General features: G+C 68.6%; 13 protein-coding genes. 8 read left to right on the top strand and 5 right to left on the bottom strand.

Going from position 1 to position 17,021, the window contains the following annotated elements; all coding sequences use genetic code 11:
- Nucleotides 1–94: 94 nt before the first annotated feature.
- Nucleotides 95–838, bottom strand: coding sequence for an SDR family NAD(P)-dependent oxidoreductase (locus tag AB0F43_RS02600; RefSeq protein ID WP_360469603.1), 744 nt, complete (start codon nucleotides 836–838; stop codon nucleotides 95–97).
- Between the two features lie 625 nt (nucleotides 839–1,463).
- Between AB0F43_RS02600 and AB0F43_RS02595 the strand changes: the two genes are divergently transcribed.
- Entirely contained in the window at nucleotides 1,464–2,357 is an 894-nt protein-coding gene (locus AB0F43_RS02595; protein WP_360469601.1) for a phytanoyl-CoA dioxygenase family protein, read from the top strand.
- A gap of 15 nt (nucleotides 2,358–2,372) precedes the next feature.
- On the opposite strand, the gene AB0F43_RS02590 is transcribed toward AB0F43_RS02595, so the two are convergent.
- Complete coding sequence (locus AB0F43_RS02590; RefSeq protein ID WP_360469599.1) at nucleotides 2,373–3,053, bottom strand: phosphatase PAP2 family protein; 681 nt, start codon at nucleotides 3,051–3,053, stop codon at nucleotides 2,373–2,375.
- A gap of 193 nt (nucleotides 3,054–3,246) precedes the next feature.
- Between AB0F43_RS02590 and AB0F43_RS02585 the strand changes: the two genes are divergently transcribed.
- From AB0F43_RS02585 to AB0F43_RS02565, 5 genes are all read left to right on the top strand, one after another.
- The gene (locus AB0F43_RS02585) at nucleotides 3,247–4,722 is read left to right on the top strand and encodes a sugar transferase (RefSeq protein WP_360469597.1); all 1,476 of its coding nucleotides are present in this window, start codon (nucleotides 3,247–3,249) and stop codon (nucleotides 4,720–4,722) included.
- The gene (locus tag AB0F43_RS02580; protein ID WP_360469595.1) at nucleotides 4,722–5,660 is read left to right on the top strand and encodes a GDP-L-fucose synthase; all 939 of its coding nucleotides are present in this window, start codon (nucleotides 4,722–4,724) and stop codon (nucleotides 5,658–5,660) included. Before AB0F43_RS02585 ends, AB0F43_RS02580 begins: the two co-directional genes overlap by 1 nt.
- Nucleotides 5,657–6,640, top strand: a complete 984-nt coding sequence (gmd, locus tag AB0F43_RS02575; RefSeq protein ID WP_360469594.1) for a GDP-mannose 4,6-dehydratase — start codon at nucleotides 5,657–5,659, stop codon at nucleotides 6,638–6,640. The genes AB0F43_RS02580 and gmd overlap by 4 nt, the downstream gene beginning before the upstream one ends.
- Nucleotides 6,641–6,766: 126 nt before the next feature.
- Nucleotides 6,767–7,516 (top strand): WecB/TagA/CpsF family glycosyltransferase, encoded by a 750-nt coding sequence (locus AB0F43_RS02570; protein ID WP_360469591.1) that lies wholly within the window; start codon nucleotides 6,767–6,769, stop codon nucleotides 7,514–7,516.
- Between the two features lie 9 nt (nucleotides 7,517–7,525).
- Nucleotides 7,526–8,791: a hypothetical protein gene (locus AB0F43_RS02565; RefSeq protein ID WP_360469588.1), complete on the top strand. Its 1,266-nt coding sequence runs from the start codon at nucleotides 7,526–7,528 to the stop codon at nucleotides 8,789–8,791.
- 103 nt (nucleotides 8,792–8,894) lie between these two features.
- On the opposite strand, the gene AB0F43_RS02560 is transcribed toward AB0F43_RS02565, so the two are convergent.
- The 3 genes from AB0F43_RS02560 to AB0F43_RS02550 all read right to left on the bottom strand — a co-directional run bounded on the left by AB0F43_RS02560 (nucleotide 8,895) and on the right by AB0F43_RS02550 (nucleotide 13,902).
- Nucleotides 8,895–9,836 carry a type IV toxin-antitoxin system AbiEi family antitoxin domain-containing protein gene (locus tag AB0F43_RS02560; protein ID WP_360469586.1) on the bottom strand — a complete coding sequence of 314 codons (942 nt, stop codon included), beginning with the start codon at nucleotides 9,834–9,836 and terminating at the stop codon, nucleotides 8,895–8,897.
- Nucleotides 9,837–10,018: 182 nt separating this feature from the next.
- Nucleotides 10,019–11,539 (bottom strand): fibronectin type III domain-containing protein, encoded by a 1,521-nt coding sequence (locus AB0F43_RS02555; protein WP_360469583.1) that lies wholly within the window; start codon nucleotides 11,537–11,539, stop codon nucleotides 10,019–10,021.
- Between the two features lie 149 nt (nucleotides 11,540–11,688).
- Nucleotides 11,689–13,902 carry a LamG-like jellyroll fold domain-containing protein gene (locus tag AB0F43_RS02550; protein WP_360469580.1) on the bottom strand — a complete coding sequence of 738 codons (2,214 nt, stop codon included), beginning with the start codon at nucleotides 13,900–13,902 and terminating at the stop codon, nucleotides 11,689–11,691.
- A gap of 156 nt (nucleotides 13,903–14,058) precedes the next feature.
- On the opposite strand from AB0F43_RS02550, the gene AB0F43_RS02545 reads away from it, so the two are divergent.
- Together AB0F43_RS02545 and AB0F43_RS02540 are read left to right on the top strand one after the other, a co-directional pair.
- Entirely contained in the window at nucleotides 14,059–15,684 is a 1,626-nt protein-coding gene (locus AB0F43_RS02545; RefSeq protein ID WP_360469578.1) for a Wzz/FepE/Etk N-terminal domain-containing protein, read from the top strand.
- Between the two features lie 2 nt (nucleotides 15,685–15,686).
- A complete protein-coding gene (locus AB0F43_RS02540; RefSeq protein ID WP_360469576.1) occupies nucleotides 15,687–16,958 on the top strand; it encodes a hypothetical protein in 1,272 nt (423 codons plus the stop codon).
- The last annotated feature ends 63 nt before the right edge of the window (nucleotides 16,959–17,021 follow it).

Here is a 17,021-nt window from a genome sequence, read left to right as displayed (position 1 = left end):
GCGATGGTTCGGTGCGGCCATCGAGAACAACAGTGGCGAATACAACTACTACCTGGTGAACATGTGGCGCAGCCGGGGGTGCCGGCCGGCGACGTCAGGGCCGGTCAGCCGGCCGGGTCGGCCAGACGGTCAGTGTGGTGAGCTGCGCCCGTCTCGGCAGTGTCACCGCGGCAACGACCAGCTCGCCCAGGTCCTCCGGCTGGATGAGCGCGTCCGGCGTGTAAGGACGCCCCTCGCCGGCGAAGATTCGCTCCTGCCGAGTGGTGGCCGTCCTGCCCACGTGCAGGCTCGTGACCCGAACGCCGTCAGGATTCACCTCGGCCCGGAGGCTGTCGGCGACCGCCCGCATCGCATACTGGGTCGCCGCGAACTGACCTACGCCGGCGCCGGCGGACAGGCCCTGGCTGGAGTTGACGAACACTACGTCGCCACCGTCACGGACGAGCATTGGCAGCACGGCCTGAGTGAGCCGGTACGGCATGCGGAGGTTGGCCTGGTACTGGGCGTCGAGATCGTCCACGCTCGATGCGCCAATTTCACCGCGCAGATAGATACCGGCCGAGTGGACAAGCACATCCAGACCGCCATGCGCGGTCTCGACGAGTTCGACGAGCTGCTCGATGCGGCCGGCCTCGGTGAGGTCGCACGCCAGCGCGACGATCGGTCTGTCGTGGGCTTCGACGGCGCTGACCGTGTCAGCAAGTCGGCTTTCGTCGCGGCCGACCACGCACAGGGCGGCTCCAGCTGCGGCGAGCGCGACCGCGATCGCCCGACCGATGTCGCCGCTGGCGCCGGTGACCATCGCCGCGCGCCCATCAAGGGCCTTTGTGGACTGCATTTCGTCCCTCGTGGCGTCGTCGGCATGGGTATGGGAAGAAAACTGCGGTCAAAGATAGGTACCTTGGCCGAGTTCGCGGAACACAGTTCTTCGCGGGGTGAATGACAGGTTGACGCCGCCGCTAGAATTCATGCTTTGTTCATCTCGCCAAATCGCAAGAACCCTTCCCCATTTCCTGGCTACCTGGTCAGATTCCCACGAAGAGCAATACGGCACATGATCAGTTGTCAATCCTGCCGATTGAGGGCCAACGGGCACGGATCGTTCGGTAATCCAGGGAACTTGACTACTTCCGGCGATCTTGTAGATCTTGATAGAACTGTAATCTATTACGATCGCCGGCGCAATCGCCAATCTGCACCTGAGATAGACCGGTTTGCGCTTTGGCGCCGCCGGTGCTGGTCTAGACTTGGAATAGCTGAATGTCAGGGAATGGAAACAGCCAGTGAATACGCCGAGAAGTGATCGGTCCGTCGCTGCCTGTCAGAGCGCGCGCTCATCGAAGATCGATCAAGCCGGTCTCCCGTCGCTACGCTTGATGTGTAACGTTTTCGGGCGCCACCGGGATTTGCAGGTAGAGTGGGGTACTTAAGCTCATGTTGCTTTAAGGACCCGGGGGGCACCAATGCATTCTGTGTACTTCGATGCGCCGGTCAGTGACGACGAGCGCCGGGAGAAGTTGTACGACGGCGATCTGTTCGTCTACTCGCCGCGCCCGTCGACGCTGGCGCTGACCGAGTTCGCCGGCGAGATGGCCAGGCAGGCGTTCGCACCGCTGGACCCGGAGACCGCGCAGTTCGACATGACGGTCGAGGACTACGCCGCGCTGCTCGCTGAGCTGAAGCCGCGGTTCATCCACCACCCGGAGTCGAAGCGGCTGATCCAGGAGATGCTGGTCGACCTCGGCTGCGACCCGGAGCAGGTGTACTTCGACGTGCCGCGGATGCGCAGCTCGACGTCGGACGACTACCTGACCACCGGCATCGCGTTCGCGTTCCACCCGCATCGCGACACCTGGTACTCCGCGCCGTATCAGCAGCTGAACTGGTGGCTGCCGATCTTCCCGATTACCGCGGAGAACGGGCTCGCCTTCCACCCGAAGTACTGGCAGACGCCGGTGAAGAACAGCTCGCGGGTCTACAACTACGCCGAGTGGAACGCGACCAGCCGGAAGATCGCCGCCACCCAGATCGGCACCGACACCCGCGTGCAGCCAGTGCCGGAGGAAGAGGTCGAGCTGGTGCCGCAGATCCGGCCGATCTGCAAGCCGGGCGGGATCATCCTGTTCTCCGGCGCCCAGCTGCACTCCAGCGTGCCGAACACCTCGGGGCGGACGCGGTTCAGCATCGACCTGCGGACCGTGCACCTCGGTGACGCGGTAGCGGGCCGGTCGGCGCCGAACATCGACTCCCAGTGCACGGGTACGACGATGGGCGACTACCTGCGGGTCAGCGACCTGGAACACGTCCCCGCGGACGTGGTCGCCGCTTACGACACTCCGGCCCGCGCGGTCGTGTGAGTTCTCCGGCCGGCGTCAGCGCGGCGCCGGCCGGCCCATCCTGATCCTGACCAGCCGGTCGGTGACCGAGGCGGTCAGCGGTATCACGAGCAGCGCGCAACCGAACCCACCAAGAGCGTCGGTCGGGTAATGGGCGGACAGGGCGATCTGCGCCCAGGCCATCAGGCCGCCGCCGACCACGGCGGCGGCGAGCACGATCGCCGTGCCCGTCATCGGGCCGGCGTGCAGCAGGTCGGCCAGCAGCAGGCCAAGGACGATCGCGGCCGCCGTGACCGCCGCGGTGTGCCCGCTCGGGTACGACAGGAAGTTGTCGTGGATGCGCCGATCCACGATCGGCTTGAGGACGCTGGTCAGCAGGCTGGTCGCGACGACGCCCACGGCGGCCATGGCGGCCAGAGCCCGGCGCCTCGCTAGCAGGCAGATCGCGACGACAGCCAGGACCATCAGGGCCCGGCCGACAGGTTCGCCGAGCCAGTCGAGCTTCCACGCGATCGCCGCCGGCTCGCCGACGGCCTGCTGCACCGATGCGTCCAGCGCGCTTGCCTTGCTGCTGCCGGCGAACAGCACTGCCGGTACGGCGACCAGGACGGTGCCGAGAATCGCGATGCCGACCGCAGGCCGGCGAAGCGCGGGGACGAGGGCAGGTCGCACAGCCGCACGCGGCCGCACAGTGTCCTTCACCGGATCGTCCGTCATCAGCCTCCCGCCCCTCGCAAATTCTATCCACAGCAGCCGGGTTTCCGTGCGTGTGACCCCGCGCGCGTAGTAATGTTCGGTGACTCACTGCCTACGCGCGGGTTAACAAGGACACCCTGCACGCCATGTCGGACACTTAGAGTGACAGGGTGGTAGCGGGAGGGAACGGGGGGCCGCTGTGAGCGGAGTAGAGGTGCGTGATGCGGTTGATGGCCGCCAGTCACTGTGGGTAGTGCCGCACGAGGTGCCGGCGATCGTTCCGCTGCCGTCGCGGTCGACCGAGCCGCGCTGGGTCGGTGTCTATCGCTGGGCCGCCGTCGGTGGTGACCTGCTGGCCGCGATGCTCGGTGTCTCGATCGCGCTGCTGACTCGGTTCGGCTACCACGTCGGCAGCGGCTATCTGATCGTGAGCAGTGTGCTCCCGCTGGCCTGGGTGGGTGCGGTGGCCCTGTCGAGGGGTTACGACCGCCGCTACTTCGGCGCCGGTCCGGACGAGTTCCGGTCGCTGCTGCGCTCCGGTGTCGGGCTCACCGCCGCTGTCGCGATGGCGTCGTACGTGACCAAGACCGAGATCGCCCGCGGCTTCGTCGTACTGGCGATTCCGGTGATGGTTGGATCGGCGCTGGTGCTGCGGTACGCCCTGCGGAAGGACCTGCACCGGCATCGGCTCCGAGGGCGCTGCATGCATCGGGTTCTCGTGGTCGGGCGCAGTGCCCCGGCCGCAACCTTGTGTGAGCACCTGGAGAGCCGCCCGAGCGACGGGTTCCGCGTGGTGGCGACCTGCCGGCCGCGCGGCGACGGGCACCCGACCGGGCCGATGCAGCCTGACGAGCTGGCCGAGCCGGACATCCTGGCCGCGGCCGATCGGCACGCGGTGGAGGCGGTCGCGATCGCGACCGACCCGGAGCTGGCCGGGCAGTCGCTGCGGCGGCTGTCGTGGGCGCTGGAGCAGCGCGGCATCGAGCTGATCGTGTCGCCGGGCATCATCGAGGTCGCGGGACCGCGGATCTCCGTGCGCCCGGTCGCCGGGCTGTCCCTGCTGCACCTGGAGCGGCCGTCGGTGAGCGGCGGCCCGCACCTGATGAAGGCGGTCTTCGACCGCGTCCTCGCGCTCAGCATGATCGTCGTACTGGCGCCGCTGCTGCTCGGCCTGGCCGTCGCGGTCCGGCTGTCCAGCCCGGGCCCGGTGCTCTTCCGGCAGCAACGGGTCGGGCGCGCGGGTGTCGAGTTCACCATGCTGAAGTTCCGCAGCATGTACGCCGACGCCGAGCAGCGGCTCGGAGACCTGTACGCGCTGAGCGACGGCAACGGCGTCATCTTCAAGTTGCGTGACGACCCGCGGATGACACCGCTCGGCCGATGGATCCGCCGCTTCTCGCTCGACGAGCTGCCGCAGCTGTTCAACGTGCTGCGCGGCGACATGTCCCTGGTCGGCCCGCGGCCGCCGTTGTCGGAAGAGGTCGCGCTGTACGCCGCGGACGACTCCCGCCGGATGCTGGTCAAGCCCGGTATCACCGGCCTGTGGCAGGTGAGCGGCCGCAGCGACCTGTCGTGGGACGAGTCGGTCCGGCTCGACCTGCGGTACGTCGACAACTGGTCGATGACGCTCGACCTGCTGATTCTCTGGAAGACCGTACGCGCGGTGATCTACGGCGCAGGAGCGTACTGATGGACCTTCATGCACCCGTCTACGTGGCCGGCCATCGTGGCCTGGTCGGCTCGGCGATCTGGCGCTGGCTCGAGGCGGCCGGCTACCAGCACCTGATCGGCGCCTCGTCGTCCGAGCTGGACCTGCGGGACCGGGCGGCGACGTTCGCCTTCCTGCGCGAGCACCGGCCTGCCGTGGTGATCGACGCCGCGGCCCGGGTGGGCGGCATCCTGGCGAACCGGGACCACCCGACCGAGTTCCTCAGCGACAACCTGCGCATCCAGGTGAACCTGATGGACGCCGCGCTGGAGGTGCGCACGCCACGGCTGTTGTTCCTCGGCTCGTCGTGCATCTATCCGAAGTACGCCGAGCAGCCGATCCGCGAGTCGAGTCTGCTGACCGGTGAGCTCGAGCCGACCAATGACGCGTACGCGATCGCCAAGATCGCCGGCATCATGCAGGTCCAGGCCGTCCGGCGGCAGTACGGGCTGCGGTGGATCTCGGCGATGCCGACCAACCTGTACGGGCCGAACGACAACTTCGACCCGACCAGCTCGCACGTGCTGCCGGCGTTGATCCGGCGGTTCGACGACGCTCGCCGAGAAGGCGCGCCCGAGGTGGTGCTGTGGGGGAGCGGTACGCCGCGCCGCGAGTTCCTGCACGTGGACGACCTGGCCGACGCGTGCCTGCACCTGCTGGAGCACTACGACGAGCCGGAGCCGATCAACGTCGGTGTCGGCGCGGACGTGACGATCCGCGAGCTGGCCGAGCTGGTGGCCCGCGTCGTCGGGTATACCGGTGCCATCAGCAACGATCTGTCCAAGCCGGACGGCACCCCGCGCAAGCTGCTCGACGTGAGCCGGCTGAACGCGCTCGGGTGGAAGCCGTCCATCGACCTCGCAGCCGGTGTCGCCGCCACGTACGCCTGGTACCGGTCGCACCGAGAGCAGGCATCGTGAAGAAGGCGTTCGTCACCGGGATCACCGGCCAGGACGGTTCGTACCTGACCGAGTTGCTGCTGGCCAAGGGCTACGAGGTGCACGGCCTGATCCGCCGCGCTTCGACGTTCAACACGAACCGGATCGACCACCTGTACGAGGGTCCGCAGGCTGAGGACAAGCGGTTGTTCCTGCACTACGGCGACCTGACCGACGGATCGCGCCTGGTCACGTTGCTGGCGTCGATCCAGCCGGCCGAGGTGTACCACCTGGCCGCGCAGAGCCATGTCCGGGTGTCGTTCGACGAGCCGGAGTACACCGGTGACACCACCGGGATGGGGACGACGCGGTTGCTCGAGGCGATCCGGATGATCGGGCTGGACTGCCGGTTCTACCAGGCCAGCTCGTCGGAGATGTTCGGCGCGACCCCACCCCCGCAGAACGAGGAGACCCCGTTCTACCCGCGGTCGCCGTACGGCGCGGCGAAGCTCTACGGGTACTGGATGACCCGGAACTACCGCGAGGCGTACGACATGTTCGCCGTGAACGGGATCCTGTTCAACCACGAGAGCCCGCGCCGGGGCGAGACGTTCGTGACCCGCAAGATCACCCGCGCGGTGGCCCGGATCAAGCTCGGCCTGGACGAGCGGCTGTACCTGGGCAACCTGGACGCCTGCCGCGACTGGGGCTACGCCCCGGAGTACGTCGAAGGCATGTGGCGGATGCTGCAGCACGACACCCCGTCGGACTACGTGATCGCGACTGGGACGTCGTACTCGGTCAAGGACTTCGTCTCGCTCGCCTTCGAGCACGCCGGGATGGACTGGGAGAAGTACGTCGACTACGACGCGCGGTACGAGCGTCCGACCGAGGTGGACTCGCTGATCGGGGACGCGTCCAAAGCCAACTCCGAGCTCGGCTGGAAAGCCCAGGTCCACGTGCCCGAGCTGGTCGGGATCATGGTCGACGCAGACCTGGCCGCGCTAACCCAGGAGGACTGACATGCAGACTGAGCTTTTGGCCGGGCCTTCGGCGCCGGCGTGGTCATGGGGCCTTGGCTCCCGGCCTTCCCTCGTCGCTTCAGTCGCTTCGCTCCCTACGCTCCTCGGTCCAGGCCGGGAGGCCCCATGACCCGGGTCGACGTACTCGGCGTGCACGTGAGCGTCACGAACCTGGACGAGACGGTCGAGACGTTCGCGCGCTGGATCGACGGCGGCGAACGGCAGTTGGTCTGCGTGTCGGACATGAACTCGCTGCTGCACGCGAGCGCCGATGATCAGCTGACCAAGGTGTTCAACACCTCCGGTCTCACCGTGCCCGACGGCATGCCGTTGGTGTGGGCGGGCCGGAAGGCCGGCTTCGAGCGGATGGGTCGGGTCGCCGGACCGGACCTGCTCGAGCGGGTGATGGCCGAAGCGGCCGACCGTGGCTGGACGCAGTACTTCTACGGCGGTGCCGAGGGTGTCGCCGAGGAGCTGCGCGACACCTTCCGGGAGCGTCACCCCGCGTTGAAGGTCGTCGGTGTGCACTGTCCGCCGTACCGGCCGCTGACCGAGGCAGAGGACGCCGCGGTGGTGGCGGAGCTGAACTCGGCCAAGCCGGACATCATCTGGGTCGGGCTCGGCGCGCCGAAGCAGGAGCGCTGGATGGCCGAGCACCGGGATCGGCTGGATGCCGCGATCCTGATCGGCGTCGGCGCCGCGTTCGACTTCCACACCGGCCGGCTGGACCGGGCACCGCTGTGGATGCAGCGAGCCGGCCTCGAGTGGAGCTACCGGCTCTACAAGGAGCCCAAGCGCCTGTGGCGCCGATACGTGCTGGGCATTCCCCGCTTCCTCGTGGGCGTCCTCCGCAACCCACCGAAGCCTGTCTCATAGAGTGCTGTCGTGAAGTTCCCCCGGCGGCCGAAGCTCCGGCGACTGGCCGGACCGGCCGGCCGGGCGAGCTGGGGGTTGGCTGACCAGGCACTGTCCAGCCTGAGCAACCTCGCCGTCGGCGTGGTCGTCGCACGCTCCAGCACGGTCGCCGACTTCGGTGTCTACGCGCTCGCCTTCGGCGGTTACACGATCGCGCTCAACGTCTCCCGGGCCATTTCGACCGAGCCGCTTGCCGTCCGCTACTCCGGTGAGCGCGACCCGGCCTGGCAACGAGCGGTCCGAGCGGGTACGGCGACCGCCCTGTTGTGCGGGTTCCTCGGACTGCTGGCCGGGCTGGCGATCGCGGCGTTCCCGGGCGTGCCGTCGAGGGGGGTGCTGATCGCGTTCGCGGTGACGATGCCGGGGTTGCTGCTGCAGGACGCGTGGCGCTGGGCCTTCTTCGTCGTCGGCGAGGGACGACGGGCGTTCGTCAACGACTTGATCTGGCTGCTGGCCATGCTCGCGATCTTCGGCGGGCTGTATCTGAGCGGTACGGCGTCCGCGTTCTCGCTGACGTTGGGCTGGGGACTCGGCGCGGTGATCGCGGCGGTGGCCGGGCGGTTCCAGGCGGGTGTGTCACCGCGGCGGCAGCTCATCCGCGAGTGGGTGCAGACGCACCGGGACCTCACCCCGAAGTACATGGGGGAGATGCTCGCGGTGTCCGGCACGATCCAGGTCTACATGCTCGGCATCACGGCCGTCGCCGGTCTTGCCGCGACGGCCGGTATCCGCGGTGCGCAGGTCCTGCTCGGCCCGGTGAACGTGCTCAACCAGGGCATCCGGATGATCTCGGTCCCGGAGGCCGCTCGCGCTCTCCGCCACTCCTACCGCCGCCTGTGGCTGGTAGGCCTGGCCATCTCCCTCGGCGTCGGCGCGGGCGCACTCGCTTGGGGCGCCGTCTTCCTGCTGCTGCCCGAGGTCGTCGGCGAGCAACTCCTCGGCCCCGGGGTGTGGGCGCAGGCCAGCACGGTCATGGTGCCGGTGATCCTGCTGCAGGCCTTCGGCGCCTCCAACGCGGGCGCCTTCGCGATCATCCGAGCCCTGGCGGCAGCCACCCGGGGTCTCCGGGTCCGCCTCGTCTCCTCGGTCGTCCTGATCACCTGCGGCGTCGGAGGCGCCTACCTGGGCGGCCCGAGAGGCGCCGCCTGGGGTCTGGCCTGCGCCTCCTTCTGCACCCTGCTGCTCTGGTGGAACGAGGCACACCGCGCCATCGCCGCCCACCGCCGTACGAACTGACCTGACGTCGCACGGGTCAACCCCGTGGACCGTGGGTTGCACCCGCGGGTTCTGACGGCCAAAGCCACCATCTCGGGGGTCAGCCCCCGGGGACGCGGCGGTCTCACGCCGTACGGCGGGATCGCGCGAACGTGGCCTGGATTCGTGCAGCGGTCTGTGCAGGGCGGTCGAGGTCAGCCCAGGTTGTCCGCACCACCGCGAGCCCGATCGCGCGCAGTCGGTCCTCCCGGTGCTTCTCCCGAATCAGTACATCGCCGACGGCTCCGCGGTACTTCATCATTCCGTCGAACTCGACGACGGTGTCGTACTCCGGGAAGGCGAAGTCGACTCGGCCGATGATGCCGTTGCGGTCGCGATAGACGACCTGGAGCTCCGGCGCCGGCAGACCATGATTGTGCATGAGGACGCGGAGGCGGGATTCTCCGACCGACTCCGCCTGGCTGTCGGCGAAACGCATCGCGGCCCGGGCGGTAGCACTTCCCGGCCAGAACTCGGTCAGCCGAAGCAGCCGGTGCACCTCGTGTGCTTCCATCCCGTGATCGCGCAGCGCGGTGTCTGCGACGACCACGGCCGCTTCGAACGACGTCGTACAGGCGGTTTCGACGACGGCCCGAGGCAAGGCGGTCACCGTCAAGCCTCCGATCTCGGTGAGGTCGTCGGGGGACAGCCTGCCGCGGTGATATCGAAGCCCCGCGACCGGACCGCTGTGCCTGCGCTCGTCCAGTCGGCTCAGGTGTACCTCCGAGAGGTCGAGTCCCCACAACCCCAATCCGTGCAGGACGAGGGACGACTGGTGGCTGACGGCAACAGCTCCGGGTCGCATCGCGTTCATCACGGCGTACGCCGAGCGCCGATGCCGGGCCAACTCTCGGTCCCAGGGAGCCAACCAGCTCAGATCGAGCGCTTCGGCGTACTGTCCGTAGCGCACGCGCTCCCATCGCCCGGCCCGGACCCGGTCGCGGATTCCCTGCGGCGTGTACCCGCAGGCGAGCGCCTGCGCCCGGCTGAACACGCCCCCCTGTCCGGCGGCTACCACTGTGAGCATCGGATTCACCCGACAAGGATCGTCCATGGCACCCACGCGATGACAGCCAACAACGCGCTCCTGTGGACAACTGCCCGACCGTCTCAGGGGTCAACCCCAGGGATCGTGGGTTGCGCGACCGGATTCCTCGTCCGCAAGCCACGATCCGCGGGGTTGACCCCTGAGATGTGAGTGTGTGCCGGTTACGGCACTTTCACACTGACGGACGGGCCCCTCATGATGTTGCGGCCGTCATGGACCTCGATGTGGTACGTGACCGTCTGCCCGCTCTTCACGCCGGTGTCGGTCACCGTGTAGGACTTCCGCGGCTCCCAGAAGTACGACATGTACCTGAAGGACCCGATGTTCGTCGTACCGCGGAACACGTTGTAGGTGAGCGAGATGTTGTCCAGGTCGTACGAGTCGGCGAACCTCACCGTCACCTTGTCGGCCGCCGGCACCAGCGTCGGAGCCTTCGGTACGGCGGGAGCCGCGCCGCCCGGTGCGTTGGTGAACCGGGTCAGGCCGCGCTGCGGCTTGCCGTTGACGTTCAGGAAGTCACCGCCGACCCAGAGGTCGGTGGTGGTTCCGGCCATCGCCAGCGGGCCGACCTTGGTGGTGCTGCTCTGGTCGGCGTCGGTGTTCGGGAACCAGGGGCCGATCTTGCCGTTGATGGCGCTCTCGACCAGCAGGTAGTGCGTCCCGGTGCCGTCGCCGAACGCGCCACTGTCACTGCAGTTGTGCGCGTGCGAGCCCTTGTAGACCCAGTTGCCGATCGCCTTGATCGCCTCGGTCGCGCCGAGGCAGTTGTTCTTCCAGAGCAGCTTGCCGGTGCTGACCTGGGCGGCCAGGACGCCGTCGTAGCAGCCGCTGCCGTCACCGCCGTTGGAGACGTACACGTTGTCGCCGAGGGTGTCGATGTCCTTCACCCGGGTGGTGCAGGACAGGGTCGGCTTCGGGATCGCCGCCGCGGCCGGGAACGAGTACGCCGCCCCGGTGGTGTTGTTCGTCATCGCCAGCGAGTAGTGATCCTTGCCGTTGATGGTGCTGAACGGGCCACCGACGAAGACCCGGGTGCCGTTGTCGGACACGTCGATCGCGTACACCTCGTCGTTGGCGTTCGGGTTCCACGGCAGCAGGTCGCCCTGGATCAGCCGGACCGCGCCGAGGTGGTTGCGGACGGCGCCGTCGATCCGGCCGAACGCGCCGCCGATGAACACGCTGTTGCCGTAGATGGCCAGCGCCTTGACCCGGGCCGAGACGACCGGGTCCCAGGCCGCGACCAGCTTGCCGGTGGTGACCGAGAACATCGCGATCTTGCTGCGCTTGATGCCGTTCACGGTGGTGAAGTCGCCACCGATCACCACCCAGTTGCCGTCCGGGCTGGTGGCGATGCTGTAGACCGGGCCGTTCAGCGTCGGCGCGAACGCCGTCGGCGCCCCGGTGCTGCGGTTGAACGCGGCGATGTAGGTACGGACGGCTTCCCCCTGGCCGGCCGGCTTACCTGGCTGCCGGATCTTCGTGAACAGACCACCCGCGAACACCGTGTTGCCGCTGATCGCGAGCGCGTTCACGCTGTTGTTGGTCTGCCACGACGTCTGCTTGATGGCCGAAACGGCCGAAGCGAAGCCCGGCGTCGCCGCCTCCACCGGCGGTCCGGACGGGATCAGCGCGGCGGCGACCACGGCCGCGGCGGTGACGAGGGCCAGTACATACTTCTTCATCAATGTCCTTTGGACTGGGCGGATCAGTCGTTGGGCGGGCGTGCCTCACTGCACGGCCCCAGCGGACATTAGCGCTGAGTGAGGTCGACCGGAAGCCGACCTCACGCGCGCGTTATGACTTTGTGCTGCAGTTCTCAGACTCTCAGCGTTCACCGTGCCGCGTAGTGAGCCTGCACCTGGGCAGGGCTGAGCGCGTACGGGTAGACCGCGGCCTCGTCGATGCCCATTCCGGTCTGGGTCGCTCCGCCGCCCGGCCAGGCGCTGGTGTTGTCGTACCCGACCCGCCACCAGCCGTAGTACAGCGACGCCGATCCGACAGTCGCGCTCCCGGCCGGTGCGCCGTCGACGTACAGCTTCATCGCGCCGTTGTCGTAGGTGCCGACCACGTGGTGCCACTGGCCGTTGTTCTTGCCCGAGGTGCTGGTCAGCGTGCGCTGGGCGCCGTCGTTCACCCCGAACACGATCGAGCCGTTGGTGCGCATGTAGAGCATCCGGTCACCGCCGCCACCGCTGTTGCCGGTCTTGGAGTTGCCGAAACCGATGATCCGGCCGCCGCGGAAAAGTCCGCTCTGCTTGACCCATGCCTCGACCGTGAACTGCTGCGGCATGCTGTACGCCTTCTCGCCGACCATCCGGCCACTGCTCGAGCTGATCGTCATGGCCGTGTTGCCGGCGATCGCCCCGGTGCTGCCCAGCGTCACCCCGGTGTACGTCCCGTTGTTGCTCTGCCCGGACGAGTCCACCGAGGCCGTCGTACCGGCTGCCTCACCCAGCCGCCAGTACGCCTGCGGCCCGTCGGAGCTGATGATCTGGTCGTACGCCGTCGACGGCGTGCTGGCGACCGTGAGCGGGTCGGAGTAGTTGCCGCGGATCGTCGTACTGCCGTCGGTCACCTCGACCCTGTAGTTGGTCACCTCTCCAGGGGTCACCGCGGTGTCGGTGAAGTGCAGCCAGGGCCGGTCCCACGGCGTCGACTTGGCGGTCCAGGTCGCGATGGTGACGTTGCTGAACCCCTTCAGCAGCCTGTACGTCAGAGTGCTGTCGTCGTTGTCCACCACGGTCGGGAAGTGGATCTGCACCACACCCGGCTCGACGCTGTAGGGGAGCAGCTTGGCCGGCTTGGCCGGCGCGGCACCCGGGCCCGCGTTGGTGAACCGGGTCAGGCCCTGCTGGCCGACGCCGTTCGTGGTGGTGAAGTCGCCGCCGACCCAGAGGTCGTCGCCGCCGGTCGCGAAGGCGAGCGGGCCGACCTCGGTGGGCGGGCCGGCGTTCGTGTTCGGGAACCACGGGCCGAGTGAGCCGTCGGTCAGGTTCTCGGTCAGCAGGAAGCGGTAGCCGAAGCCCTGCGGGAAGCCGCCGGCGCCTTGGTTCGCGCAGTCGTGCGCGTGCGAGCCCTTGTAGAGCCAGCCGTTGACGACCTTGATCGTCTCGGTGGCGCCGAGGCACTGGTTCTTCCACTTCAGCGTGTTGGTGCCGATGTCCACCGCCCAGGTGCCGTCGAAGCAGCCGCCGCCGTCACCGCCGTTGCCGAAGTACACGGTGTCGCCGCTGGCGTCGATCGCCTTCACCCGCGTGGTGCAGGAGCCGTTCGGCGGCGGTACGGCGGACGCCCCGGGGAACGGCAGTACGCCGCCGCTCACCGGGTCGAGGCTGGTCACGGTGTTCTGGTTGGTGCCGTTGACCGTGCTGAACTGACCGCCCGCGTACACCTTGGAGCCGTTGTCGGCGACGTCCACGGCGTACACGTCGCCGTTCACCGCGGGGGCCCAGGGCAACAGGGTGCCCAGGTCGGCGGTGACCGCGGCCAGCCGGAGCCGTTCGAGGTTGTTGACCAGGCCGAACGAGCCGCCGAAGTAGACGGTGCCGCCGGAGACCGAGATCGTCTTGACCCGGTACGAGACCGAGGGCTTCCAGTTCGAGACCAGTGCGCCGGTGGCGGTGTCGAAGGCCGCGATCCGGTTCCGGGTCACGCCGTTGACGGTGGTGAAGTCACCGCCGATGAAGATCCGCGAGCCGTCGGCGCTTGCGGCCACGGCGTACACCTGGCCGTCGAGGACCGGGCTGAACGACGTGACCAGGTCGCCGGTGGTGGCGTCGAATGCGGCCAGATAGGCCTGTGCGACCTCGTTGGTCCCGACCGCGGCACCCGGCGGGCGAACGCTGGTGAACCGGCCGCCGACGTACGCCTTGCCGGCCGCGACGGCGATTCCCTGCACACTGGCGTTGGTCTGCCAGGTCGGACTGCTGGTGGCCGACAGCGAGGCCTCGATGCTCTGCGCGGGCGGTGCGAGCACCAGCACCGACGACGTGGCGATGAGAGCGCCCACTATCCCCAGACGCGCGAACAGCCATCTCTTCTTCATCCTGCGGTGTCCCCCCTCGGACTGACCCGATCCTGGTTCTCCAGATCCCCCCGGAGAACCCCCGAGAACAGATTAGGCCACACAGAGAGACCATTTGGCCACCCCGCGCCTCGAGACCGTATCCTGAGTTGTTGGCTCAGAGGAAGTGAGGACTGGATGGAACCGGGCACTGTGGTCTGGCGGGAGACCGCTCAGTCACTGCTGCGGCAGAAGTGGCTGATTCTGGGCTGCATCCTGCTCGGGCTCGTCGGCGCCTCCGTCTTCGCCCTGTCCCAGACCGAGCGCTGGACGGCGTCCAGCCAGCTGGTGATCGGCCCCGCCGTACCGCCCGCCCTGGTCGGGAAATTGCAGACCAGCTCGGACAAAACCGGCCCACTCGGGATGGACCTCCCGGCCGAGACCCAGGCCCGCGTGATGGCCAGCCCGACCCTGCTGCGCAGTGTGGCCAAGGCGCTCGGGATGCCGACCACCGACCGGACCATCCAGGACCTGGCCGCGGTGACCCGGGTCAAGGCGGTCACCGACAACGCCTACCTGGTCACCACCGACGGCCCGACCTCCTCGGAAGCGGTACGGCGAGCCAACGCGATCGCGACGATCTACCTCAAGCAGCGCAACGACGAGGCCAAGGTGCTGCTGACCACCCTGGCCAGCCAGGCGCAGGACCGGTCGAAGACGGCCACTCAGCAGTCCCGCAGCCTGGTCAGCCAGATCGACGAGGCGGTCCAGCGCGGCGACTCGCAGACCGCGGCCGCGCTGCGCGACCAGCGCGTCGGCCTCGCCACCGAGGCACGCCAGGCGGCGGACGACGCCGCCGCGATGCTCAAGGCCCTGACCGCGGTCGGCACCGGCAGCGAGCTGGTCACCCCGGCCACCACGGACACCGCGACCTCGTCCCCGATGGTTGCCCGCGACATCCTGGTCGGCGGCATCCTCGGTCTGGTGCTCGGCTTCGGTCTGGCCCTGCTCCGGTCCCACTTGACGCCGTACATCCTGACCCGCGACCAGGCGGCCCGGGCGGCGAGCTCGCCGGTGATCGCGGCTTCCGAGGGCAACCGCCGGCGGCTCTGGCACCGCGCGGCCCCCGAGCTTCCGCAGTACGAGATCACCGCCCTCGGGGCCGAGGCGAGCGGTGCGCTGGCCCGGCGCGAGCTGAACCCCCGGGCCTTCGCCGGCGGCGGTCCCGGTGCGCTGCTCGTGGTCTCCGCCTCACCGACACCCAACTCGGCGGGTATCGCGCTCGCGATGGCCGAGGCCAACGCGCGCGACGGTCGCGAGACCCTGCTGGTCCTGGCCGACGTCGAGGGTACGCCGGTCCTGCCGCATGTGACCGGGCATGAGGGCCTGACCGACCTGGTGCACGAGTCGGCCGCGACCCGGGGGATCCGGGCCCGGAAGCTGTTCCGGCCGGGGACGGTCGCCGATCTGTATGTCCTGCCGCCCGGTCTGAACCACGAGGAGACGGCCGAGGCGGTCGGGCCGTCGCTGGTGCCGGGCATCGTGGCGGACCTGCCGCCCGGGTACTCCGTGGTGATTCACGGACCGGCCGCGGTCGGCCGGCACGGGATCACGCCACTGGCCGCCGCCGTGGATGCGTCCGTCCTGGTAGTACAGGTGGGCCACGACAAGGAGATGGATGTCGCCCGGCTCACCGGAGCCCTGCACTTCGCGGGCGCGCCGGTGCTGGGCGTCGTACTGATCGGGGCGTCGGCACATGACGAGACGCTGGGCATCCCGCTGAACTTCAAGCCGGTCGAGTCGGCCGCTCCACCGATTCGCTGACTGTGTCGACGTACCAGCTGGCGCGGCCGGTGCCGGGGACCGTCCAGGAGGTCCAGAAGCCGGCCTGGTTCTGGCTGATGCTGTGGTGCCTGTTCGTGCTCGGTGTCCAGCCGTGGTCGTCCCGCGTGGCCGCGCCACAGGGGACCGCAGAATCGACGAACAGCATGATGAAGGGTCTACTGCTGGGCGCGATCTTCCTGATCGCGCTGGCGGCGACCAGGCCCGGGTTCCGGACCCGGGTCAACCCGGCGATCAGTCTGTACGTGCTGTACGTGATGTTCGCGACCGCGACCGCGTTCCTGCTGGCCGAGCCGATGGGGCCGCTGATGCGGCTGGCCCGGTTCCTGATCGGGTTGGTGCTGATCTTTCTGCTCTGGCGGCCGCTGATACGGGTCCCGGAACGGCTGATCCGGGCTCATCTGTGGGCGCATCTGTTGCTCGCGACAACAGTCGTGGCGAGCCTGGCGTACGCGCCGAGCCAGGCCTGGCGGCCGCTGCGTTCGCTGGGCGACGGGTACCGGCTGCAAGGTGTCATCATCCCGATGCTGCCGCCGCGCGTCGGTGAGGTCGGGGCGATCCTGCTCGGGCTGGCGCTGATCGGGTTCGTCTGCAAGAAGTTGTCGTTCGTTCCGGCCGCCGGTCTGATCGGGTTGGGCGTCGTACTGGTCGCGGCCAGCCGGACTCGAACCTCGGCGGCGGCGATCGCCTTCGGGCTGGTGCTCGCGCTGATCCTGACCCGGAAGACCTGGGTCGGGCGGCTGGTGAGTCTCGGGGTGCCGGCGTTGATCGGGGTCGCGTTCCTGACGATCGGGTCGTTGCACACGTGGTTGTTGCGCGGTCAGGGGACGCAGCAGATCAGCTCGCTCAGCGGCCGCACGACCAGCTGGCAGGCGGTGCTGGACGAGCAGGTGTCGCTGCAGACGGCGATCATCGGCCACGGCCTGGGCAACAAACGGGTCCTGCTACGGCGCGGTGAAGGCGACATCGACGTGATGGCGATCGACAACAGCTGGCTCGGCCTCTACTGGGAGACCGGTCTGGCCGCCGTCACCATCGTCGGCATCGCGCTGATCGTCGCCTGGATCTCGGTCCTGCGCGCCCCCACGCCGTACGTCAAAGCCTGCGGCACGCTCCTGCTCGGCTACATCACCGCCGCGTCCCTGAACGAAAGCGGCCTCTCCGACCTCAGCTCGATGACCGTGCACCTCCTGGTAGCCGCCGCCGTCTGCGACGCCGACCGAATACGCCACCGAGCCAGATCCTCCGCAGGCTAGGCCGGGTCTGACGGTTCAGCGCCGTAGCGCGCCGACCGCCCGGCCCCGAGGCGGGGGCTTGAA

Origin of the sequence: Kribbella sp. NPDC023972, assembly GCF_040639075.1 — a bacterium.
In the GTDB taxonomy this organism is placed as follows: Bacteria; Actinomycetota; Actinomycetes; order Propionibacteriales; family Kribbellaceae; genus Kribbella.
The sequence above is the reverse complement of the archived record's forward strand: the minus strand, read 5'-3'. Positions and strand labels throughout refer to the sequence as shown.